General features: G+C 68.4%; 16 protein-coding genes. 7 read left to right on the forward strand and 9 right to left on the reverse strand.

The window, feature by feature from the left end:
- Positions 1-187 precede the first annotated feature (187 nt).
- Together ABZV44_RS29180 and ABZV44_RS29185 are read left to right on the forward strand one after the other, a co-directional pair.
- Complete coding sequence (locus tag ABZV44_RS29180) at positions 188-1,282, forward strand: cytochrome P450 (protein WP_354842944.1); 1,095 nt, start codon at positions 188-190, stop codon at positions 1,280-1,282.
- 486 nt (positions 1,283-1,768) lie between these two features.
- A complete protein-coding gene (locus ABZV44_RS29185) occupies positions 1,769-2,545 on the forward strand; it encodes an inositol monophosphatase family protein (RefSeq protein ID WP_354842948.1) in 777 nt (258 codons plus the stop codon).
- A gap of 208 nt (positions 2,546-2,753) precedes the next feature.
- On the opposite strand, the gene ABZV44_RS29190 is transcribed toward ABZV44_RS29185, so the two are convergent.
- From ABZV44_RS29190 to lspA, 3 genes are read right to left on the reverse strand one after another with little or no spacing between them, the layout of a single operon-like run.
- Complete coding sequence (locus tag ABZV44_RS29190; RefSeq protein WP_354842951.1) at positions 2,754-3,416, reverse strand: hypothetical protein; 663 nt, start codon at positions 3,414-3,416, stop codon at positions 2,754-2,756.
- Between the two features lie 13 nt (positions 3,417-3,429).
- Positions 3,430-4,356: an RluA family pseudouridine synthase gene (locus ABZV44_RS29195; protein WP_354842953.1), complete on the reverse strand. Its 927-nt coding sequence runs from the start codon at positions 4,354-4,356 to the stop codon at positions 3,430-3,432.
- Positions 4,353-4,970, reverse strand: coding sequence for a signal peptidase II (gene lspA, locus ABZV44_RS29200; RefSeq protein WP_354842956.1), 618 nt, complete (start codon positions 4,968-4,970; stop codon positions 4,353-4,355). The genes ABZV44_RS29195 and lspA overlap by 4 nt, the downstream gene beginning before the upstream one ends.
- A gap of 104 nt (positions 4,971-5,074) precedes the next feature.
- Between lspA and ABZV44_RS29205 the strand changes: the two genes are divergently transcribed.
- The 3 genes from ABZV44_RS29205 to ABZV44_RS29215 all read left to right on the forward strand — a co-directional run bounded on the left by ABZV44_RS29205 (position 5,075) and on the right by ABZV44_RS29215 (position 7,366).
- On the forward strand, positions 5,075-6,082 hold the full coding sequence (locus ABZV44_RS29205; RefSeq protein WP_354842959.1) for a hypothetical protein: 1,008 nt from the start codon (positions 5,075-5,077) through the stop codon (positions 6,080-6,082).
- Positions 6,070-6,783, forward strand: coding sequence for a hypothetical protein (locus ABZV44_RS29210; protein WP_354842962.1), 714 nt, complete (start codon positions 6,070-6,072; stop codon positions 6,781-6,783). Before ABZV44_RS29205 ends, ABZV44_RS29210 begins: the two co-directional genes overlap by 13 nt.
- A gap of 121 nt (positions 6,784-6,904) precedes the next feature.
- Positions 6,905-7,366 carry a VOC family protein gene (locus ABZV44_RS29215; RefSeq protein ID WP_354842964.1) on the forward strand — a complete coding sequence of 154 codons (462 nt, stop codon included), beginning with the start codon at positions 6,905-6,907 and terminating at the stop codon, positions 7,364-7,366.
- A 117-nt stretch (positions 7,367-7,483) separates the two neighbouring features.
- On the opposite strand, the gene ABZV44_RS29220 is transcribed toward ABZV44_RS29215, so the two are convergent.
- The 5 genes from ABZV44_RS29220 to ABZV44_RS29240 all read right to left on the reverse strand — a co-directional run bounded on the left by ABZV44_RS29220 (position 7,484) and on the right by ABZV44_RS29240 (position 16,341).
- Complete coding sequence (locus tag ABZV44_RS29220; protein ID WP_354842967.1) at positions 7,484-10,783, reverse strand: arabinosyltransferase domain-containing protein; 3,300 nt, start codon at positions 10,781-10,783, stop codon at positions 7,484-7,486.
- Between the two features lie 750 nt (positions 10,784-11,533).
- Positions 11,534-13,699: a hypothetical protein gene (locus tag ABZV44_RS29225; RefSeq protein WP_354842970.1), complete on the reverse strand. Its 2,166-nt coding sequence runs from the start codon at positions 13,697-13,699 to the stop codon at positions 11,534-11,536.
- Positions 13,700-13,710: 11 nt separating this feature from the next.
- Positions 13,711-14,112 carry a WXG100 family type VII secretion target gene (locus ABZV44_RS29230; protein ID WP_354842973.1) on the reverse strand — a complete coding sequence of 134 codons (402 nt, stop codon included), beginning with the start codon at positions 14,110-14,112 and terminating at the stop codon, positions 13,711-13,713.
- 97 nt (positions 14,113-14,209) lie between these two features.
- Positions 14,210-14,710: a hypothetical protein gene (locus ABZV44_RS29235; protein WP_354842975.1), complete on the reverse strand. Its 501-nt coding sequence runs from the start codon at positions 14,708-14,710 to the stop codon at positions 14,210-14,212.
- A gap of 251 nt (positions 14,711-14,961) precedes the next feature.
- Positions 14,962-16,341 carry a DNA polymerase IV gene (locus ABZV44_RS29240; RefSeq protein WP_354843220.1) on the reverse strand — a complete coding sequence of 460 codons (1,380 nt, stop codon included), beginning with the start codon at positions 16,339-16,341 and terminating at the stop codon, positions 14,962-14,964.
- Positions 16,342-16,517: 176 nt separating this feature from the next.
- Between ABZV44_RS29240 and ABZV44_RS29245 the strand changes: the two genes are divergently transcribed.
- Positions 16,518-17,396, forward strand: a complete 879-nt coding sequence (locus ABZV44_RS29245) for a UTP--glucose-1-phosphate uridylyltransferase (protein ID WP_354842978.1) — start codon at positions 16,518-16,520, stop codon at positions 17,394-17,396.
- Positions 17,397-17,619: 223 nt separating this feature from the next.
- On the forward strand, positions 17,620-18,627 hold the full coding sequence (locus ABZV44_RS29250) for an alpha/beta hydrolase family protein (RefSeq protein WP_354842980.1): 1,008 nt from the start codon (positions 17,620-17,622) through the stop codon (positions 18,625-18,627).
- Between the two features lie 42 nt (positions 18,628-18,669).
- On the opposite strand, the gene ABZV44_RS29255 is transcribed toward ABZV44_RS29250, so the two are convergent.
- Entirely contained in the window at positions 18,670-19,116 is a 447-nt protein-coding gene (locus ABZV44_RS29255) for a MarR family transcriptional regulator (RefSeq protein ID WP_354842982.1), read from the reverse strand.
- Between the last annotated feature and the right edge of the window lie 25 nt (positions 19,117-19,141).

Below are 19,141 nucleotides of genomic sequence, written 5' to 3' on the forward strand. Positions count from 1 at the left end.
TCGAGGGGGCTCGACACAAGCCTCCGCCTGCCGGTCTACGGCCAGAATGGAGTTCGCCATGGACAACCACACCGACCCCATCGTCATCGATCCCGAATGTCCCGATATTCAGGGTGAGATCGCCCGCATCCGCGAGCGGGGACCGATCACCAAGGTCGTGCTCCCGGGCGGAGTGCCCGCCTGGTCGGTGACCGACGCGGCCATGCTCAAGGAGATTCTCTCCAGCTCAGAGGTTTCCAAGGACCCACGCCAGCACTGGCCGGCGTTCCGGAACGGCGAGATAGGCAAGGACTTCCCGCTCCTCAACTGGGTGAATACGCGTTCGATGTTCACCGCTTACGGCGCAGAACACCGTCGGCTCCGCAAGTTCGTGGCACCGGCGTTCACCGACCGGCGCACCGCAGCGCTGAAGCCACGCATCCAGGCCATCGCCGATGAACTGGTGACGGGTCTGGATGCCGCGCCGCAGCGCGACCCTGTCGACATCCGTGAGCATTTCGCTTACCCGCTGCCTCTGCGTGTGATCAACGAGCTGGTAGGCGTTCCCGAGCACCTGATCGGGCCACTACGTACATGCGTGGACGGCATCTTCGACATCGCATTGAGCGAAGAGGAAGCCGTAGCCAACTACCTGACGATGATCGGGCTCCTGCAGGAACTCGTCGCATATCGTCGCGAGAATCCCGCGGAGGACATGACCAGCACCCTCATCGCCCACGCGGACGATCCCGCAAAGGATTTCAGCGTCGAGGTACTCGTCGGGACACTCTATTTGACGATCAACGCCGGGCACGAGACGACGGTGGACCTGATCGACCAGTCGATATACCTGTTGCTCACCAACCCGGACCACCTGGCTGCTGCGCTCGCCGGCAGTCTGCCCTGGGCGGATGTGATCGAGGAAGCGCTGCGGTTCGAGCCATCGATCGCGCACGCCCCGCTGCGCTACGCGGTGACCGATTTCGTCCTCGGCGACGTCACGATCACCGAAGGCGATCCAATACTCTCGTGCCCCGCGGGCGTCAACCGGGACCCCAAGATCTACGGCGACAGCGCGGACAAGTTCGACCCGTACCGGACGAACAAAGACCACATGGCGTTCGGGTACGGCGCCCACCGCTGCCCGGGCGCACCGCTGGCACGGCTCGAGGCCCAGGTGGCCCTTCCCACACTCTTCCAGCGGTTCCCGCACATGAAACTCGCCGTCTCCCCCGACGAACTCGGCACGGTACCCGGTTTCATCGCCAACGGGCACGACCACCTGCCGGTATTCCTGAAATAGGCAGCGATATTCGGGGAGGAATCAAGACGGTATAGGCCGCGGCGTGGGGCTGGTGCAGACGTTCCGGGTAACTCTCGAGGTCTCCGGTCGCAGTACCGGCCCTCGCCGCGACGAACTGCTACTGATCGGCGGCGTCTGGCGCAGGAACGGCACCAGGTCCCGGAACCGCTGGTTCCAGGCAAGGAGCGATCGCGGCCTCGATGATCAGGCGTGAATCCAGCGCCGACGGTTGGCGTTTGCAGGTTTCCAGGCGCTGCATCAACTCGACGACATCAGCGTCGGAGAACGGGGTGAGGTTGCCGTGCAGGACGGGGTCTCGACGGCGGTCACCAGGTCGGCGATGCCGCACGTGCCGAGTGTTCCACCTTCGAATCCACGTGCTGATTTTACCGCGACCGAGACCGCAACGGAAGTCGAATTTTGTTGTTATACAACAGTTTTCATACATCGAACCAATTCCAACTCAGGCCCAGTAAGGTGCCAGGTATGGAGGAATCCGATGTCGCCCTTGCCATTCGAGCCGGGGAGGCCGCGTCCGGTGTAATCCGGGATCAGTTCCGTGGTCCTGTCACCCGCTATGACAAAGAGGATGATGACTTCGCCACCCAGGCTGATCTTGCCGCCGAGCGGACCATTCTCGATATCCTTCGGGCCGCCTGTCCAGGCGATCGTTTCCTTGCCGAGGAGTCCGGCGCCACCGGGGACCGTTCGGACCGCACCTGGTTGATCGATCCGCTGTGCGGCACAAGGAATTTCGCTGCGGGGACGCCGCTTGTCGCGGTGAATATCGCGCTGCGCGCCGGGGAGACCGTTACGGCGGCCGTTGTGGCGGATCCCTTCTCCGGGGAGATCTTCTGGGCCGACGGGACCACGGCCGCCGTTCGCCGCGACGGCAACGACCACCCACTGGTCCCTCTATCCGCGAGCCGGCTGGTCGACAACCCGTCGCCCTACACGGACTGGTTCTCCGCTGGCCGGCTCATGGCCGACGAGTCCTTCACTGCCGCGTTCCATCCCCGCGTTCTGTCCACCTCACTGGCCCTGGTCTGGGTGGCAGCGGGCCGTCGCGCCGCCTACCTCGTGGACCGCGATCTCCGCGACGACGTCCACTTCACCGCCGGCATCGCTGTGTGCCGGGCAGCCGGCTGCACGGTCACCGGCCTTACCGGGCAACCCCTCCACACTCCACCGCACGGCCTGCTGGCCGCCGCCGACCCCGTCACCCACGGCCGGTTGCTCGACATCATCGCCGGGACCCGCTAGAGCGAGGCATGGTGCACGAGAGCATCGGCGACCAGCGCCGCACCGGCCAAGGCACCTCCTCACGAGCGGCGGGATGTCACCGCCCTGTGCGACAACTCGCCGCGCGCCGATCATGCCGTTGTCGGATGACCCTTCGGCCCGCCTCGAGAAGGTCCGAACGGAGCTCCTCGGCCTCGGCTGGTCGTCGAGGGCCGGGCGCTGACCGAGGTCAGTTGTCGGGAACCGGCCCATCGTCCAGGGGCGGACTGGCGGATTCGAGTTGTTCGGGCAGGAGCGGGGATACCGCGAAGACGGCGGCGGATGCGTCGGCGGGGAGTGCCTCGACGGCGCGAACTCCCGGGTGCGCGGCCAGGGTGCGGAGTTGCGCCAGCGTGCCCTGCAGAACGATGGCGACGACGCACGGGCAGTCGGCACCCAAGCGGCTCGCCACGAGGTTCTTCACCCGGGTGGAGCGGTCGTCGTAGGTGGGCGTCGACTCCATCTGGGCGGCAGCGGATTTCACCGACGCCACGGCCACGGCATCGCCCGCGGGGACACCGATGGAGATGATCGGCGTCGCCACCCGGTCGACGGCCACGTGATAGTCGATCTCCGAGATCCGCAGGCCGCCACTGAATTCCGGAATGCGGCCGGCGGTGACACCCTCGGTGAACGAGAGCAACGCCCAGTGCCCGTCGGAGTCGGTGCCCTGCAACGACTTCTGAGCCCGCTCCAGGTAGTGCGTCACCGGCTCACCGCTCTCCGGCCCCAGCCGGTCGGTGGAGATGATCGCCGGCCGGGGCGGGATCGCCCACCCCAACACCACGATCAGGATCGCGAAAAGCACTGCGCCCACACCGATCCCGGCGCGGCGCGGCGTCAGCGCATCCACTCGAGACCCCGGATCAGTGCGCGCGCAGGACGTCGAGGGCGTGTTCCAGATCGGCGGGGTACTCGCTGGTGATCTCGATCCAGCGGCCGTCGGCGGGATGGTTGAAGCCCAGCTGGCGCGCATGCAGCCACTGCCGTTCCAGCCCCAGCCGCTCGGCCAGACGCGGGTCCGCGCCGTAGGTGAGGTCGCCGCAGCAGGGATGCCGCACCGCCGAGAAGTGCACGCGAATCTGGTGGGTGCGACCGGTTTCCAGGTGGATGTCGAGCAGGCTCGCCGACTGGAAGGCCTCGACGGTGTCGTAATGGGTGATCGACGGGCGGCCGTCCGCGGTGACCGCGAACTTCCAGTCGTTGCCACGCGCGCGTCCGATCGGCGCGTCGATGGTGCCGCTGCTCGGATCCGGATGACCCTGCACCAGCGCGTGATACCGCTTCTCCACGGTCCGGTACTTGAACGCCCGCTTGAGCTGGGTGTAGGCATGCTCGGACTGTGCGACCACCATCACACCCGAGGTGCCGACATCCAGCCGGTGCACGATGCCCTGCCGCTCATGGGCTCCCGAGGTCGAGATGCGGTAACCCATGGCCGCCAGGCCGCCCACCACGGTCGGGCCGGTCCAGCCGACACCCGTGTGCGCCGCCACCCCCACGGGCTTGTCGACGGCCACGATGTCGTCATCGGCGTAGAGGATCTTCATCCCCTCCACCGGGGTCGCCTCCACCGTGAGTTCCCGCTTGGGCTCCGGGAATTCGACCTCCAGCCAGGCCCCTGCGGTCAGCCGGTCCGACTTGCCGGCCGAGACGCCGTCCAGCTGGACGCCGCCGTCCTCGGCCATCGAGGCCACCGCGGTGCGCGACAGCCCGAGCAGGCGCGACAGCCCAGCATCGACTCTCATACCGTCCAGCCCGTCGGGCACCGGCATGCTGCGGGTCTCCCTCATGCCGCCTTCCCCTCCGTGCTCGACGCCGCCTGCTGCCGATGCATGCGGGTGCCGTCGGGTTCGAAACCGAACACCGTCAGCGCCACCAGCAGAATGGCCCCGCACACGATCGACGAATCGGCCACATTGAACACCGGCCACCAGCCGACCGCCACGAAATCCACCACATGACCCTGCAACGGGCCGGGCGCGCGGAACAGACGGTCGATGAGATTGCCGAGCGCGCCGCCCAGCACCATGCCCAGGCCGATGGCCCACGGCAGCGAGCGCAGGGTCCGGCCGATGCGTATGACACCGATCACCACGGCCGCGGCGACCAGGGTCAGCAGCCAGGTCATGCCGGTGGCCATGGAGAACGCGGCGCCCGGATTGCGGACCAGGGTCAGGCGCACGCTGTCGCCGATGAGATAGATCGGCTTACCGGGCGTCATGGTCGCGACCACGATGGTCTTGGTCAGCAGATCCAGGCCCAGCAGCACCACCGCGATGAGCAGGAGCACGGGCAGACGCAACGGCTGCGCGGGGGAAGTCCCGGCATCGGCCGCGGGGCTGATCTCCCCTGGCGATGTGTCTGGTTCCTCTGCGCCGGATTCGCGCGGCCGATCGGTACTCACCCTGACATCATTCCTTATTCATGTCGGGCGCCTCTGAACACCCCGAAACCACGGCCCCACAGGATCCCAGCTGTTTTTCAGGAACGCGCCGTAACCTGTTCGACGTGACGGTGTTGTCTTCCTCCCCCAGCTCGGCGAAAGCCACCGCACGCTGTTCCGGCACCCCGCGCCCGCCGCGGCGAGGCGCGGGCACGCGCACCACGCGCTCGGGGGTCCTGCTCCTGGTTCTCGCGGTGACCCTGACCGCCTTCGGCGTCGGCTGCAGCGATCGCACGGAGACCACGGCCGAGGCCGACGGCACCGAACCGGTGGGCATCAACAAAGAGGTCACCATGCCCATCGAGGCCGTGACCGCCACCGTCGTCGAGCCGGGCGCCGAACCCCGCTCGCCGCTGCGCCGCACCCTCGAGGCGGGCGCCACCCAGCAGGTCACGCTGAGTACCGAACATCACATCGAGCAGCAGATCAATCAGCAGGCGCTGCGTGACATCTCCCCGCCCGCGATGACCATTCCGCTCACCGCGGAGTCCGGCACCGATGGGGTGGAACTGACCGTCGGCAATGTCACCTCCCCCGACCCGACCCTGGCCAAGGCGCTGCTTCCCGCGGACGGTTCCCGCGTCGGCTTCGACGTCAGTGACCTGGGGGCGATCACCGCGCTCAAGCTGGCGCCCAAGCCCGCTACCTCCGACTCCGCGCGGGCCGCGCTGGAGCAGGCGTTCTATCAGGCCGTGTACCAGTCCATCGCGTTCCCGCCCGACGCCGTCGGCGTGGGCGCGGTGTGGACGGTGCGGCAACAGGTTTCCGGCAGCGTGCCGCTGGAGCAGGTGACCACCTGCACCCTCACCTCCCGGGACGGCAACCAGCTCACCATCGAACTGAATGTGGTGCAGACGCCGAAATCCACCGTGTGGCATCTGCCCAACGAGGCGGGCCAGCTGGAGATCGTCGACTACCTCATGCAGGGCACCGGCACCATCACGGTGGATCTCGGTCTGCCGCTACCGGTTTCCGGTTCGGTCGAGGTGGGCGGCAACCAGACCTACCGCGACCCGCGCAGCTCGGTGACGCTGCGGCAGACCCTGCGCACGGAGGTGCAGTGGGGCGCCTGACGCGGCTCGCGCTGCTGGCGGGGGTCCTGGCGCTGGCCGCCACCGCCTGCGGCAGCCACAAGGATTCCGCGCCCGCGCTGCCGAGTCTGGGGCCGGCGGTGCAACCGTCCGGAACGCCGGGGGGCGCACCGGTTCTCGACCAGTTCACGCTGCGTTCGGAGCTGCTCGACGTATCGGGGATGCCCGCGGGGTTCACCGCGCTCGACGATCCGCCGCCCGGGAGTTCCGGTGGGGCGGGCGCCAAGACCGATCCGGCGCCGTGCGCGAATGTGCTGGCCGCCATGGCCGTTCAGGCTCCGGGGTCGGCGGCGCAGGCCGCGGCCCAGTTCGGCGGGCCGAATTTCGCCAGTGTGGATATCGATGCGGCGTCGTATGCGAATGGCGGAGCGGCGCAGGCTTTTTCCACCGTCCAGTCCATTCTGCCGGGCTGTACCAAGTACTCCGGTAAGGATGCCGACAATACAAAAGTGGAATTCCGGCTGGGCGGTTTGAATCAGCCGCAGGCCGGTGACGGCTCGACCGCATTCCAGATGCGCACCACCAGCGATGGGCTCACGCTGTACACCGATGTGAGCATCACGCTGGTCGGTTCGACGGTGGTGCAGATCGCCTACTCGGATGCGAAGGAACCCGATCCACAGCAGCTCAGCGCCATGACCGCAGCGCAGGTGCGCAAGCTGCAGGGGGCTGCGGGTCCGTAGTCACGGAACTTTTCCCGCATATGCGGCAATTCGGGTGATCATTCGGAAATTCGAGTAATTCTTGTCGGGACCGGGGCATAAGCTCGACGCGTCCGGCAACAACCTCGAACGGAGGTTTTCGATGTCCGATGTCAAACCCATTCCCGAGGGCTACCCGACCGTCTGCCCCTCGCTCGCCTGCAATGGCGCCGCGCAGGCGATCGACTTCTACAAACGTGTTTTCGGCGCCGACGAACGTTTCCGCATGCCCGGGCCCGACGGCACGGTCGCACACTGCGAAATGCAGTTCGGCTCTTCGGTGATCATGCTCAGCGACCCGGCGCCGTCCATGGGGTTCCTGGACCCCAAGGCGGTCGGCGGCACGCCGGTCAATCTGTACGTCTATGTCGACGATGTCGACGCCGCCCACGCCGTGGCCCTGTCGGGCGGGGCTCAGGAGCTACAGCCGCCCGCCGACCAGTTCTACGGTGACCGCACCTCGGGCATCGAGGATCCGTGGGGTCACCGCTGGACCCTCGCCCTGCACGTCGAGGATGTCGAGCCGGAGGAGATGGCCAAGCGGATGGCCGAGATGCAGGGCTGAGGCCCGCCCTGCGGTCCGATAGCACGGTCTGAAAACGCCTCCGCACCCGTTTCGGCAAGGAAACGGGTGCGGATCGCGGTCGCCGGCCGGGCGGCTGTTGCCGCCCGGCCACGGTGATCACTGCCAGCCGGTCACGTTGATCGGGCCGGGATTCCAGAGACCGCTGTGCGGGTCCGTGGTCACCACGGGCTTGGCGGTCTGTGCGGAGCCATCGATCCGCTCGAGCCGCTGCAGCTCACCCCAATCCATGCGCGGGTCGTGGTCGAGGTAGGTCGCCAGGGTGACCGGGCGCAGCAGCATCGAGCTCCAGCCCAGGGCGCCGCCGCCGTCATGGCTCTGCCACAGCGTGGTCATGGCCGCGCCGCCGCGGTCGGGCATGATGCGGTAGTCGGGCACCTCGGCGATCCCGTCGAGGTGATCGAACGGCCGCTGGCACGGGAACTGCAGGCCCACTTCCCAATCCAGCAGCACCGGCTTGTCCCGGCCGACATAGTTCTCCAGCGTCACCGTCTGCGGGATGCGCGGCGGAGTGAGCGCCACCCACTGCTTGGGATCGCTGTCACGGTCCTCGGCCACCACGCGAATCGCGGTGGCCTGCGCCGGAATATCGCTCAGCGGCACCCGCAGATTGCGCCAGGTCGGCGCGGGGCCGATGTCGATCGGCGTGACGCGCCCCTGCGGTTCGACCGAACCCTCAGCGCCGGGGACACCGTACTCGATCTCGACCGATTGGCCGAGCGTCACGATGCCGTCCTTGCTCACCGAGCGAATCCGCCCGGCGGCCGTCATCGCGATGATGCCGGAACGATCCCCCTGCCCGGGCAGGGCATACCAGCCCGTGGTCAGGGTGGAGACCGCCTCGGAGCTGTTGTAACTGCCCAGCACCGGGGTATCGGCGGCGAGCCCGAAAGGCAGTGGCGCGGTAGTGGTTCCGTCCACGGTAGTGCTGCCGCGGTTGCTGACTGCACTGGAGACGCTGCCGCCGGTGTCGACGTCATCGTCAGGACGCAGGTCGGTGGACACGCCTCTGGGCGAGAAGCCGACCGCGTCCGCGGTGAAAGTACCGAGTGCATCGCCCTCGAGCGGCTTCAGCATGCCCTGGTTCGGGTCCGTCTCGACCAGCACGTCGCGGGCCAGGCCGCATGGCTTGCCCAGCACCGCATCCACATTCGAGCGCGCCAGCGAGTACGCCGGATACTGCGCGACCGCGCCCTTGGCGAGCGAGCCCACCTCGAACAGCACCATGAACGCGGCCGCCACCGTCAGCGGCGGAATCGCCACGAAGCGCCAGCCCAGCTTCGAGATCCGGTGCGGGCCGGGCTGTTCCGGCGCGCGCACATGGAACCAGCCGGCCAGGGCGAGCAGCGCCACCGTGAGCGCCAGGAAGATCTTGTCGACCTCGATCCCGGCCAGCACCACCGGCTTGTCGTGCCAGGGCACATTCCAGTTCGAGACGTACCACCAGCCATTGATGCTGGAGAACGCGACCGCGAGCGCGAACGCGATCACCGCAGCGAACAACGCCCGGTTACGCGGGGAGCGCATCACCCGCGGGCCGACCGCCACCGCGGTCAAAACCGCGATGACTCCGGCCAATCCGGCGTAGATGCCGTTGTGGTGGGTCCACTTGGTGGGGGTGAACATCATCAGCGCGATGACGCCCACACCGGTGCCGAGCACCCGGCGCACCGGGCCCGGCGCGGTGAACGGGATCCGGCCGCCCTTGCGCAGCAACACGAATGCGCACACCAGCAGACCGATCCAGAACGCGAACATGCCGAAGCGCCGCGCCAGCGAACCATCGATGGTGGGCATGAAAAGGTATTGGTAGCGAATGTATTCGCCGTCCCAGTGCACATCCGGGCCGACCGCGGTGTGCACCCGGCTCATCTCGAACATCGACGACAGCGGCTGATCGCAGAACATGATCGCCAGCACCACCGCACCGGCCGCCGCCAGCGGGGCGGCGAGGGTCAGATAGGCGCCGAAGCGGGCCTTCAGGATGGTGAAGGCGTTCGCGCCGGGGGCGGTCGGCTTGCCGAGCACGGTCGCGTGCTTGTTGAGGATCCGCCAGGCCGGCCGGATCCCGGCCAGCAGCGGCGCGAAACAGATGATGCCGGACGGGCCGACGGTGCAGGTGAACGCGCCGATCATGATGGCCACGCCGTAGGGCAGCAGCCGGCCCGTCGCGATCGCCCGCTCCACCGAGACCCAGGTGAGCAGGACACCCAGCGCCACCAGCGGTTCCGGGCGCAGGCCGTTGTTGTACGGCAGCCAGACGGCCAGGAAACCCAGCGCGCCGGTCCACACCGCGACGCGGTCGCGGCGGATCCGCGCGCCCAGGCGGGGGATCACCTCGCGGCTGAGCACCAGCCAGATCACGATGCCGGCCAGCAGGGCGGGCAGGCGCATCCACACGCTGGCCGGGCTGACCTGCGCCATGTGGCCGATGAGGTCGTAATACGGAGTGCCGACCGGGGTTTCGGGGACACCGAAGTAGCCGAAGTAGTTGGCCATGTACCCGGCGTGAATCGAGGCCCGGCCCATGCCGTACTGGTAGCCGTCGTCGGAGGTGGTCGCGCCGATGAAATGCCAGAGGATGAGGATGCCCAGCACCACGGCGTCGACGGGCTTGAAGGTCCACCAGTGCTGCGGCAGGAAGCGGCGCGCGCGACGGCCGTCGAGGCGGTCCAGGCGGAACAGCGCGAACAGGGCGACGAGGGTGCCGAGGACGGCGGTCCAGATGGCGATCCGCTTGATCGTGCTCGGCGTCGAGGTGAAGCGGCTGTCCACCTGCGCGCTGACCTTGGCGCCGTCGGAGACGGTCAGGTCGCTGAAGATGCCGACCAGCTGCGGCCGGTAGTCGCCGTTCAGGGTGACCGGGGCGGCCGTGGATCCGCTCAGGGTCGCGGTGGAGGAGGTGAAATCCGAGTGCACGGTGAGCACGCAACCCGCGCCGAGCTGGTCGACGGGCACGCTCATCAGCGTCTTGTGATGCAGGATCGCTTCCAGTTTGCCCGGCGTGGTCACACCATCGGTGGTGGATGCCGCTGTGACCCGGGCCACGAAGCCGTACTTCTCGAGGTCCGGCGCACCATTGGGCGCGGTGGCGGCGAGCGTGCCGCCCTTCGAACCCAGTTGCGTCACAGCCGAACACGGAATGGTGGCGTCGAAGTTCAACGGCGCGTAGGTCACCAGCGGAGCCTCGATGCTCTGCGCCGAATTCCCCTGCGGCCAAGTCAAAGTCGTGTGGTCCACCCGGACCGGCAGGAACGGCACCGCCAGCGCCGCCAGCACCGCGATCACACCGGCGATCAGAGCGGTCGGCCGCGCCCAGCCCCCTCGAATCCTTCTCTCGGGTTCAGCACCAGCACTCCCGGCGGCATCCTGCCCCGCCTTCTCCAACACGTCGGTCACGACCGCCGATCCTAAGCGGAACTCATCTTCCCCCGCTCCCCCCTCTCCACGATCGACCCCCCAAACCCCCGGGACACCACCCCACCCGGTGGAATATCCATGCTCCCGCACCACTTACTGTGCGCCACCTCACATTTCCAGCCCGATCCCGACCTCGCTATCGCCCCCGCCCGCAGTCCCGGCGCGACCACCTACCCAGCATCCAGCGCGACCACCTACCCAGGATCCACACCGAGCCGCTGCCTGCCACCAGAACGGATTCTGAGGCCCCCTCCGGGCCGGAGCCGAGCCATAGCACTCATCCGGGGCACAGTCCGGCCCCGGAGCCGAGCCGCGGTCCGATGTCCCGGGATCCAGGCCCGGGGGGATTGTGACCTCGAGCTCGGCTCTCGGGCCTATTGACCAGGACCAGGGCCCGACCTTTGACTGGCTCCGACCCACGTCCTGGCCCCGGCCCTTGCTCATGACCGTGCCCTGCGCCATTGCCATGATCGGGGCCATCGCCTCGACAACATCGTGCCCCTGGCCCATGGCCCATGGCCCATGGCCGGGATCATGTCCATAACCTGCCGTTCCCCGGCCGGTGGCCATCTTTATGTCCTTGCCCCGGCTCATGACTGTGCCCTGGGCCACCACCATGACCGCGGCCCTTGCGTTGGCCAGGTATCCGTGCCCTTACCCCTGGCCGGGGTGGTGTCCTTGACCGCTGTCCCCGGGCTTATGGCTATTTCCAGGTCCGTGGCCATGCCCTTACCCCGGCTCGTGGGTGTACGCATGTCCCGGCCTATACGGCGGGACCGGGGTCGGCGGGTGGGGTGGCTTCGGCTCGGGCCCGGGGTGCGGCGGCGGGGCCGGCTTCGGCGGTCGCTCGGGTTCCCACACGCTCTCGGGCGGAGGCGCGGGCGCGGTGTACTCCGGAATCGGCGGAATCGAGAAGTACCGCGGCGTATAAGGAATCAGCGACGTCGTATCCGGCACATCGTCATCGTGAGGCGGCCGCGGCAGCTCAACCGTCGGATCCTCACTTCCCGGAGGCACCCGCCACGTCAACCGCGGATCCTGCCCCGTGGCACAAGCACCCGACTCCGGCGTCGAACCCCCACCTTCCTCAGCCAACCTCCATGTCAGTCTCGGATCCTGACCCCGCACAGGACTGCTCGGCGCTGGGACCGAGCCCTCGCCTTCAACAGGCAGACGCCACGCCAAGCGCGGATCCTGACCCCGCACAGGACCGCCGGACTCCGGAGCGGGACGGGCTGAGGTGGCAGGGTTTTCGGCCTGGCCGGCACGACGGTAGTCGTCGAGGTCGGCACGTAGTTGCCTGCGGATGTCTGCCAGATCGCGCAGGCGCTGCTGGATGCCTTCGTGCTCCTCGAAGTACTTGTCCGGGCGCAGGTTCGCCTCGTCGAGGCGGGCCTGCGTATCCGACAGCTCGGCCGTGCGGCGCATGACCGCGTCCATACCGGCCCGGCCCATGTGCTCCGGGCTCATTCCTTCCGAATCGACGCCCAGCGAACGCAGCAGTGCGCGAGCCGAATCCAGCGCTTCGGCAGCCGTGCGCGGCCGCTCGGACTGCGGCTCCGGGCCGGGCGGGGTGCCGCCGCGTGAACCCGGCTCGGTGGCAGGCGAACCGGTTCCGCGTGTACCCGGGTCCGGAGCGGACGAGGGTTCGGGGCGTGTGCCGGGGTCGCCGAACAGATTGGTGAGGGGGCGGGGCGATTCCGTGGTGGAACTGGTTGCGGACGTGTGGGTTTGCGCGCCGGGGTTGCCGGTGGACAGGCCCGCGGCCGCGGATTGGGGGTGCGGGGTCCCCGCGGGCGCGCCCGACGGATCGGCCGTGCCCGACGGATCGGGCGTGGCCGTCGGGTGGGAGGTCGTCGCCGGTTCCGGATGGGGGGCCGGGGCGCTGCCGTCGCCCCCGGTAGGCATGTTCGTGCGCGCGCCCGAGGGCGCCTCGAAGGGACCCGGGTGGACGCCGCCAGAGGTGGGCAGGCGGAAGCCCTTGGCGCCACCGGTCAGGACGCCGTAGGAGGTGGCGCTGGTCAGCAGCCGGGGGTCCCAGGTCCAGCCGTCCGTGGTGCCCTTGGTGATCAGGGTGGGGAGGCCGCCCACGCCCCACGAGGCAAAGGCTCCGGCGACGCCCGCACCGGTGCCGACGAGGGCGCCGCGAAGCGCATTGCCGAAGGGATTGCCCGCGAACGGAAGTCGGGTGGCGGCCTTGCCGAAGATCTCACCGGCGGGTCCGCCGACCGCGCCCGCGGCGGCCGCCGTGAGGGCGGTCATGCCGACCCGTTCCCAATCCATGCCCTTGCGGTGGCCCTCGGCGATCTGCAGACCCTGGATGGCGACGTCCTGACCAGCGCCCAGAACGGTGCTGATGACGACATGTTTCGCGAGGAAGCGGGCCAGCGCGGCCACGCCCAGTTTCTCCGCGTAGCGGGCAATGGCGGAGACCGCACGCTCGCCCAGCAGCCGCACGGCGGTGCGCGTGATCAGGGTGGCCGCGGCCTCCTCGGCGGGCGCGGTGGGCGGGAAGCACCACGCCAGTGCGATCTCCACGGCGAGCATGCCGAGAGCGGAGAGGATCATGATCTTCGTGTACTCGATCTCGGTGCCGAGGCCGTCGGCCGCCTCGGAAACCTGATCGAGGATGTCGGCCAGCGCCTGGAAGGACTGCGGGCCCGAATCGAGGTTGTTCAGGGCCGTGACCATGGACTCGAGACCGTCGCCCCACGGGTAGGCCGCGATGGTGGCCTTCTTGGCGGCCTCCAGTTCGGGTATCAGGTCACGCAATCGGCGCGCGGCGGTGCTCCAGTCGGAGGCGATGTCCCACATCGCGTCTTCGTCGCCCTGCGGCCAGGCCGAACACGCGACCCAGCCCAGCCACTGCAGTTCGCCCGGAATATCGATGGACAATGGCGGCCGGTCTACCGGTAGCGGACAGCGTTGCCGTGGTCCATCCGCTCCAGAGTGTCCGCGGCCTCGTTCTGCCCGGACGCGTACGACCCCAGGGTCGTTGCCATGGTGCGGAGTCCGTCCCGCAGATTGGCGTGCGCGGCGGCGTACCCCTGTCCGCCGTCGGCGAAGGTGCTGCCGTAGCTGTCGTCGCCCCAGGCCGCGCCCTTGGCGGACAGCGCCTGTTCCAGGGTGGCGAGAATGCCGTTGACGCGGTTTTCGAGATCCTGCATCTGCCCTGCGGCACCACGCAGCCGACCAGGAGTAACGCCGACTTTCGTTGCCACTGTTGCCCTTTCGCCGATGGACGGAAGATCAACGATGGCAACGGGTGCGGGCCGCGCAACAGGCCGGCGACCCCGAATTAACGCCACCCTGACAGGTTTCGCGGTCTTCTTGACGAAACTCCGTGTGGGACAGGCAAAACCCGGTCCGGCATCCGCCGTTCGATGCCGGACCGGTCACACGGGACTAGCTGCAGGCCGGGGAGGTCTGGTTGGCCAGCGAGAGTGCGTTGCAGACCCATTCCTTCTGGACCTTCCACTTGCCGTCCTCGGCCACGAAGGGCACGACGGCCTGCTGCGGCGCGCCGCCGTTGATCGCGACCTGAGCGTCGGCGGTGATGGTGCCGTTGCCGAGATCGGTCACATTGGTGACGGTGATGGTGGCGTTGTTCTGCTTGTAGGCCTCCGCCAGCCGGCTGGGCAGGCTCGGGTCGGCCGAGACGCCCTGCAGCATGTCGAGCTTCTCCGCGTCGGGAATGCTCGGGTCCAGTGCCTTCTGCAGTTCGGTGTTCAGGTCCGCCGCGGTCGGGGCCGGCGGGTAGTTCGTCTGCGCCGCGGTGGTCTTGGAGGTGGTGACCTTGGCGGGCTTGCTCTCCTTCTTGTCACCGCTCCCACACGCCGACAGCCCGAGTACGGTCACGACAGCCAGTGCGGCGACCGCGATGCGTCCAGTCTTCTGAAGCTTCAACTGCTCGTCCTTTGCGTTCGAGTAGGTCCGTTCGACAACGTGCCAGCTACACCCGACCGGCGGCGCTGCACGACACGCGACACTACCAACGTGGCGTCTCAGAAGCCGCCCGCGCGCCGGACGGCGCGGCATTTTCAGGCTGAATCCTCATAATTCGCGCATTCGGGCCTTAACGGTAGGACAAGCCCCGATAGCCCCGAAAAGTGAGGAAGACGGACCCGCTCCCGCACCCCGGTTGGCGCCGGAACCGCTCAGCGCAGGCTGCCCAGTGGGTCGGCACGGGTGAGGTCGGGATCTTCGGCGGGGAACGTGCGGGCAGGACCCGGCCCCGTGGAACGGGTTTCGAACCTGATGGTCACGACCCCGTGGCCCGCGCCCTGCACCCAGCCGTGCCCGAATTCGGGGTGTTCGACATCGAGTCCCGGGTACCAGGTTCCGACGGCGAAGGAGCGAGTCGCGGGCGGCACCACCGGATCCGGGCCCTCGGGCACCGCAAAGGTGGGCTCCTCGGAGACCGCGCCATCGGTATCGACCGTCTGATCCAACTCGGGGAACAGCGATTCCTGCCGAATCTCCGAGAGCCCGGCGAAACCCACTCCCACCAGGCGAATCGGCCCGATCTCGGCCGGGTCCAGGGCGGACCGCTGCGCGGCGGCGGTGAGGGTGGCGAGATCCTCGGTGGCATAGGGCAGCGTGGAGGAGCGGGTCACGATGCTCATGTCGGTCTTCTTGAGCTTGAGCACCACGGTGCGCGCCGCGCGGCCGTCGGTGGTGAGCCGCCGATGGGCGGAGGCGGCCATGGCGTCGATGGCCGGGCGCAGCTGGGCGAGGGTGAGAATGTCGGTCTCATAGGTGGTTTCGGCGCTGATCTGCTTGGCCTCCGCGCGCTCGGCCACCGGCCGGTCGTCGATGCCGCGGGCCAGCCGGTGCAGCGCCACCCCGATGCTGCCGCCGAGAATCGAGGACGCCTCCGACTCCGGCAGCGCCGCCAGCGCCCCCACGGTCTCGATTCCCAGTGAGCGCAACCGGCTTTCGGCCACCGGCCCGATCCCCCACAGTTTGCGCACCGGCAGCGCGGACAGGAACCCGTCCTGCTCGGCCGCCGGAATCACCCGCACCCCATCGGGTTTGGCCAGCCCGGAGGCGATCTTGGCGAGCTGCTTGCCGCTGCCCGCCCCGACCGAGGCCACCAGGCCGGTGCGTTCCCGCACCGCCGTCCGTAACTCCTCGCAGAATTCGAGCACCCGCGCCGGAGTGGCCCCGGCCAGTTCCGCGGGTTCCCCGAACGCCTCGTCGAACGACAGTGTCTCCAGCACCGGGATCCGGGTCCGCAGGGTATCGAAGACCTGCCCGCTGAGTTCGCCGTACACCGCCCCGCGCGGCGGGATCACCACCGCCGCCCCGCCGACCAGCCGCCGCGCCTGATGCATGGGCATGGCCGAGCGCGCCCCGAACACCCGCGCCTCGTAGCTGGCCCCCGCCACCACGCCGCGTCCGCCCATGCCGCCCACGAGCACCGGCCGCCCGCGCAGGGTCGGGCGGGTCAGTTGCTCGACCGAGGCGAAGAACGCGTCCATATCTATATGGAGCACCCACCGCCGCTGTCCCGTACCTCGGGACCCGCTGTCGATTTGCTGTGTGTCCGCGCCCGCCCCGGCGGGCCCGCCGCCCCTGCCCTCCGGCCCTGCACAACCGACTCCACCAGGCATGATGTCCCGGTTCGCGGGGTCGGCAGACGTATTCACACCGGGAAATCTACAAGCGACTACCGACAGGCACGACCCGCCGGATGTGTGATGATTCGTCCATGACGATTCGCAAGGCCGTGATTCCCGCAGCGGGTATCGGCTCGCGCCTGCTGCCGCTGACCAAGGCGATCCCGAAGGAAATGCTCGCGGTGGGCGACAAGCCCGTCATCGAACACACCGTCCGCGAGCTCGTGGCCTCCGGCATCACCGACATCACCATCGTGGTAAGCGGCGGAAAGTCGTTGATCCAGGATCACTTCCGCCCCAACCCCGCCCTGGTCGCCCAGCTGCGTGCCGACGGCAAGACCGCCTTCGCCGACGCGGTCGAGGAGGTCGGTGAGCTGAGCCGGCAGGGCCACATCACCTACCTGGACCAGCACGGCCCGTACGGCAACGGCACCCCGGTGCTGAACGCGGCCCGCCACCTGGGCAACGAGCCCATGCTGGTGCTGTGGCCCGACGACGTCTTCGTCGCCGAGGTGCCGCGCGCCCAGCAGCTCATCGACGCCTACGAGAAGACCAACGCGCCGGTACTGGCGCTCATGCCGATGGATCCGTCCGAGTCGCAGCGCTACGGCGTCCCGGTGGTCGAGGAGACGGTCGGCGAGGGTCTGATGCGGATCAGCGGCCTGAAGGAGAAGCCCAAGCCGGAAGACGCCCCGTCCTCCTTCGCCGCCATCGGCGGCTACGTGGTCACCCCGGGCATCATCGCCGAACTGCGCAAGCAGGTCGACAACTGGTACACCCACCGCACCGGCGAGGTGTATCTGACCGATGCCATCAATGTCTTCGCCGCCGAGAATCCGGTGTACGGCCAGGTGATTCGCGGGCGCTGGTACGACACCGGCAATCCGGCCGACTATCTGACCGCGCAATTCGCCTCTGCGCTGGCGCATCCGGAGTACGGTCCGCTGTTGCGACAGCTCGTCGCCGAGTAGGCCGCCGCCGCCTCACAGGCCGCCAGGTTCGGCGCACACGTGCCGTGCGCCCAACCACGCCAGACCGAATTTGTCGAAACCCGAAACATGGGGGCATGTTTCGACGATCATGCCCGTGGGTCGGGATACCCCTCTGGATCGAAGGTCGGTTTTGCTAGGCGGATTGGGCACCCGGGCGGCACTGCTCGCGGCGGCAAGTTGTTCTCTTGTCACTACGTTCACCATGGTCGTACCCGCTGGTCCGGCCTTCGGTGCCCCACCCGACCCGATAACCAGCACGGCGAGCCTCGCGGGCACCGCGGTGTCCGACGACGGCTCCGCCATCACCTCCTTCGAGGTGCACGACTCCCGCAACCTGACGCTGCACGTGCACTCGGCGGCGATGAACTCCGACATCACGGTCGAGGTGCAGCGTCCCGCCGACACCTCCGAGCCGCGCCCGGTGCTGTATCTGCTCAATGGCGCGGGCGGCGGCCAGGACACGGCGACCTGGAAGCGCAATACCGATTCCACCCAGTTCTTCATGGACAAGAATGTGAACGTGGTGATGCCGATCGGCGGCGCGTTCACCTACTACACCGACTGGCGCAGCCCCGATCCCCGGCTGGGCCAGCCCATGTGGAAGACCTTCCTCACCGAGGAGTTACCCCCGCTGGTCGACGCGGCCCTGGCCACCAATGGAATTCACGCCATCGCGGGCATGTCCATGTCGGGCACCTCGGTACTGCAGCTTCCGATCGCCGCGCCCGGCCTGTACCGGGCCGTCGCCGCCTACAGCGGGTGCGCCCAGATCAGTGATCCGGTCGGCCAGAAGTTCACCGACCTGGTGGTCTCCATAGGCGGCGGCAATCCGGTGAACATGTACGGGCCGATGGACGATCCGGAGTGGGCCGCCAACGACCCCTACGTGCATGCCGAGGCGTTGCGCGGCCTGGGGATCTATGTCTCCAATGGCTCCGGCCTGCCCGGCCGCCACGACAATGTGGCCGATGTGCGCAGCCTCGGTCCGGCGGACGGCGGTCTGCCGCAGCAGATCCTGGTCGGCGGCATCCTGGAGGCGGCCAGCGACTGGTGCGCCCGCAATCTGAAGACCCGCCTGCACCAGTTGGACATTCCCGCGACCTTCGATATCGCCAAGCCGGGCACACACTCGTGGGGCTACTGGCAGGACGCGCTGCGCGCCTCGTGGCCGGTGCTGGCCAAGGGCCTGGAGCTGCCCGAAACGGATTGAGCCGCGGCGGGTTCCGGCCCTGGCGTCTTTCCGGCGAAGCCGCTAGCCCTCGTCGACGGCGTTGTAGCGCACGAGATAGGCCGCGAGCCGCTCGACATCCGCGTCGTCCCAGTCGGCGAACCGTTTGCTGAACGCGGCGCTGCGGTTGCGCGCCGCGGCGCGGGCCACCCGTTTGCCCTCGGCGGTGGCGTGCAGCACCAGGTTGCGGCGGTTGGCCGGGTCGACCTCGCGGGCCAGGTAGCCGTCGCGTTCGAGCGCGGCCACCTGGCGGCTGACCGTGGACTTGTCGAGGCGAAAGTGCCCGGCCAGATCCGAGGCCAGGCACCCGTTCCGCTCGATCACCAGGTCGAGAATGCTGGAGGCCACCAGCGACAGCCCCGGATGCAGTTCGGCGGCGCGCCCGCGGGCGCGCCGGGCGAAGGCCGTCAGCTCACGCTGTATGACCTCGATCGCATCGGATCGGCCGGGGAATGCGTCAGCGCTCTTCATAGTTGTAGACTACAACCTCGATTGG

The sequence above is a fragment of the Nocardia sp. NPDC004860 genome, assembly GCF_040609015.1.
Lineage (GTDB): Bacteria > Actinomycetota > Actinomycetes > Mycobacteriales > Mycobacteriaceae > Nocardia.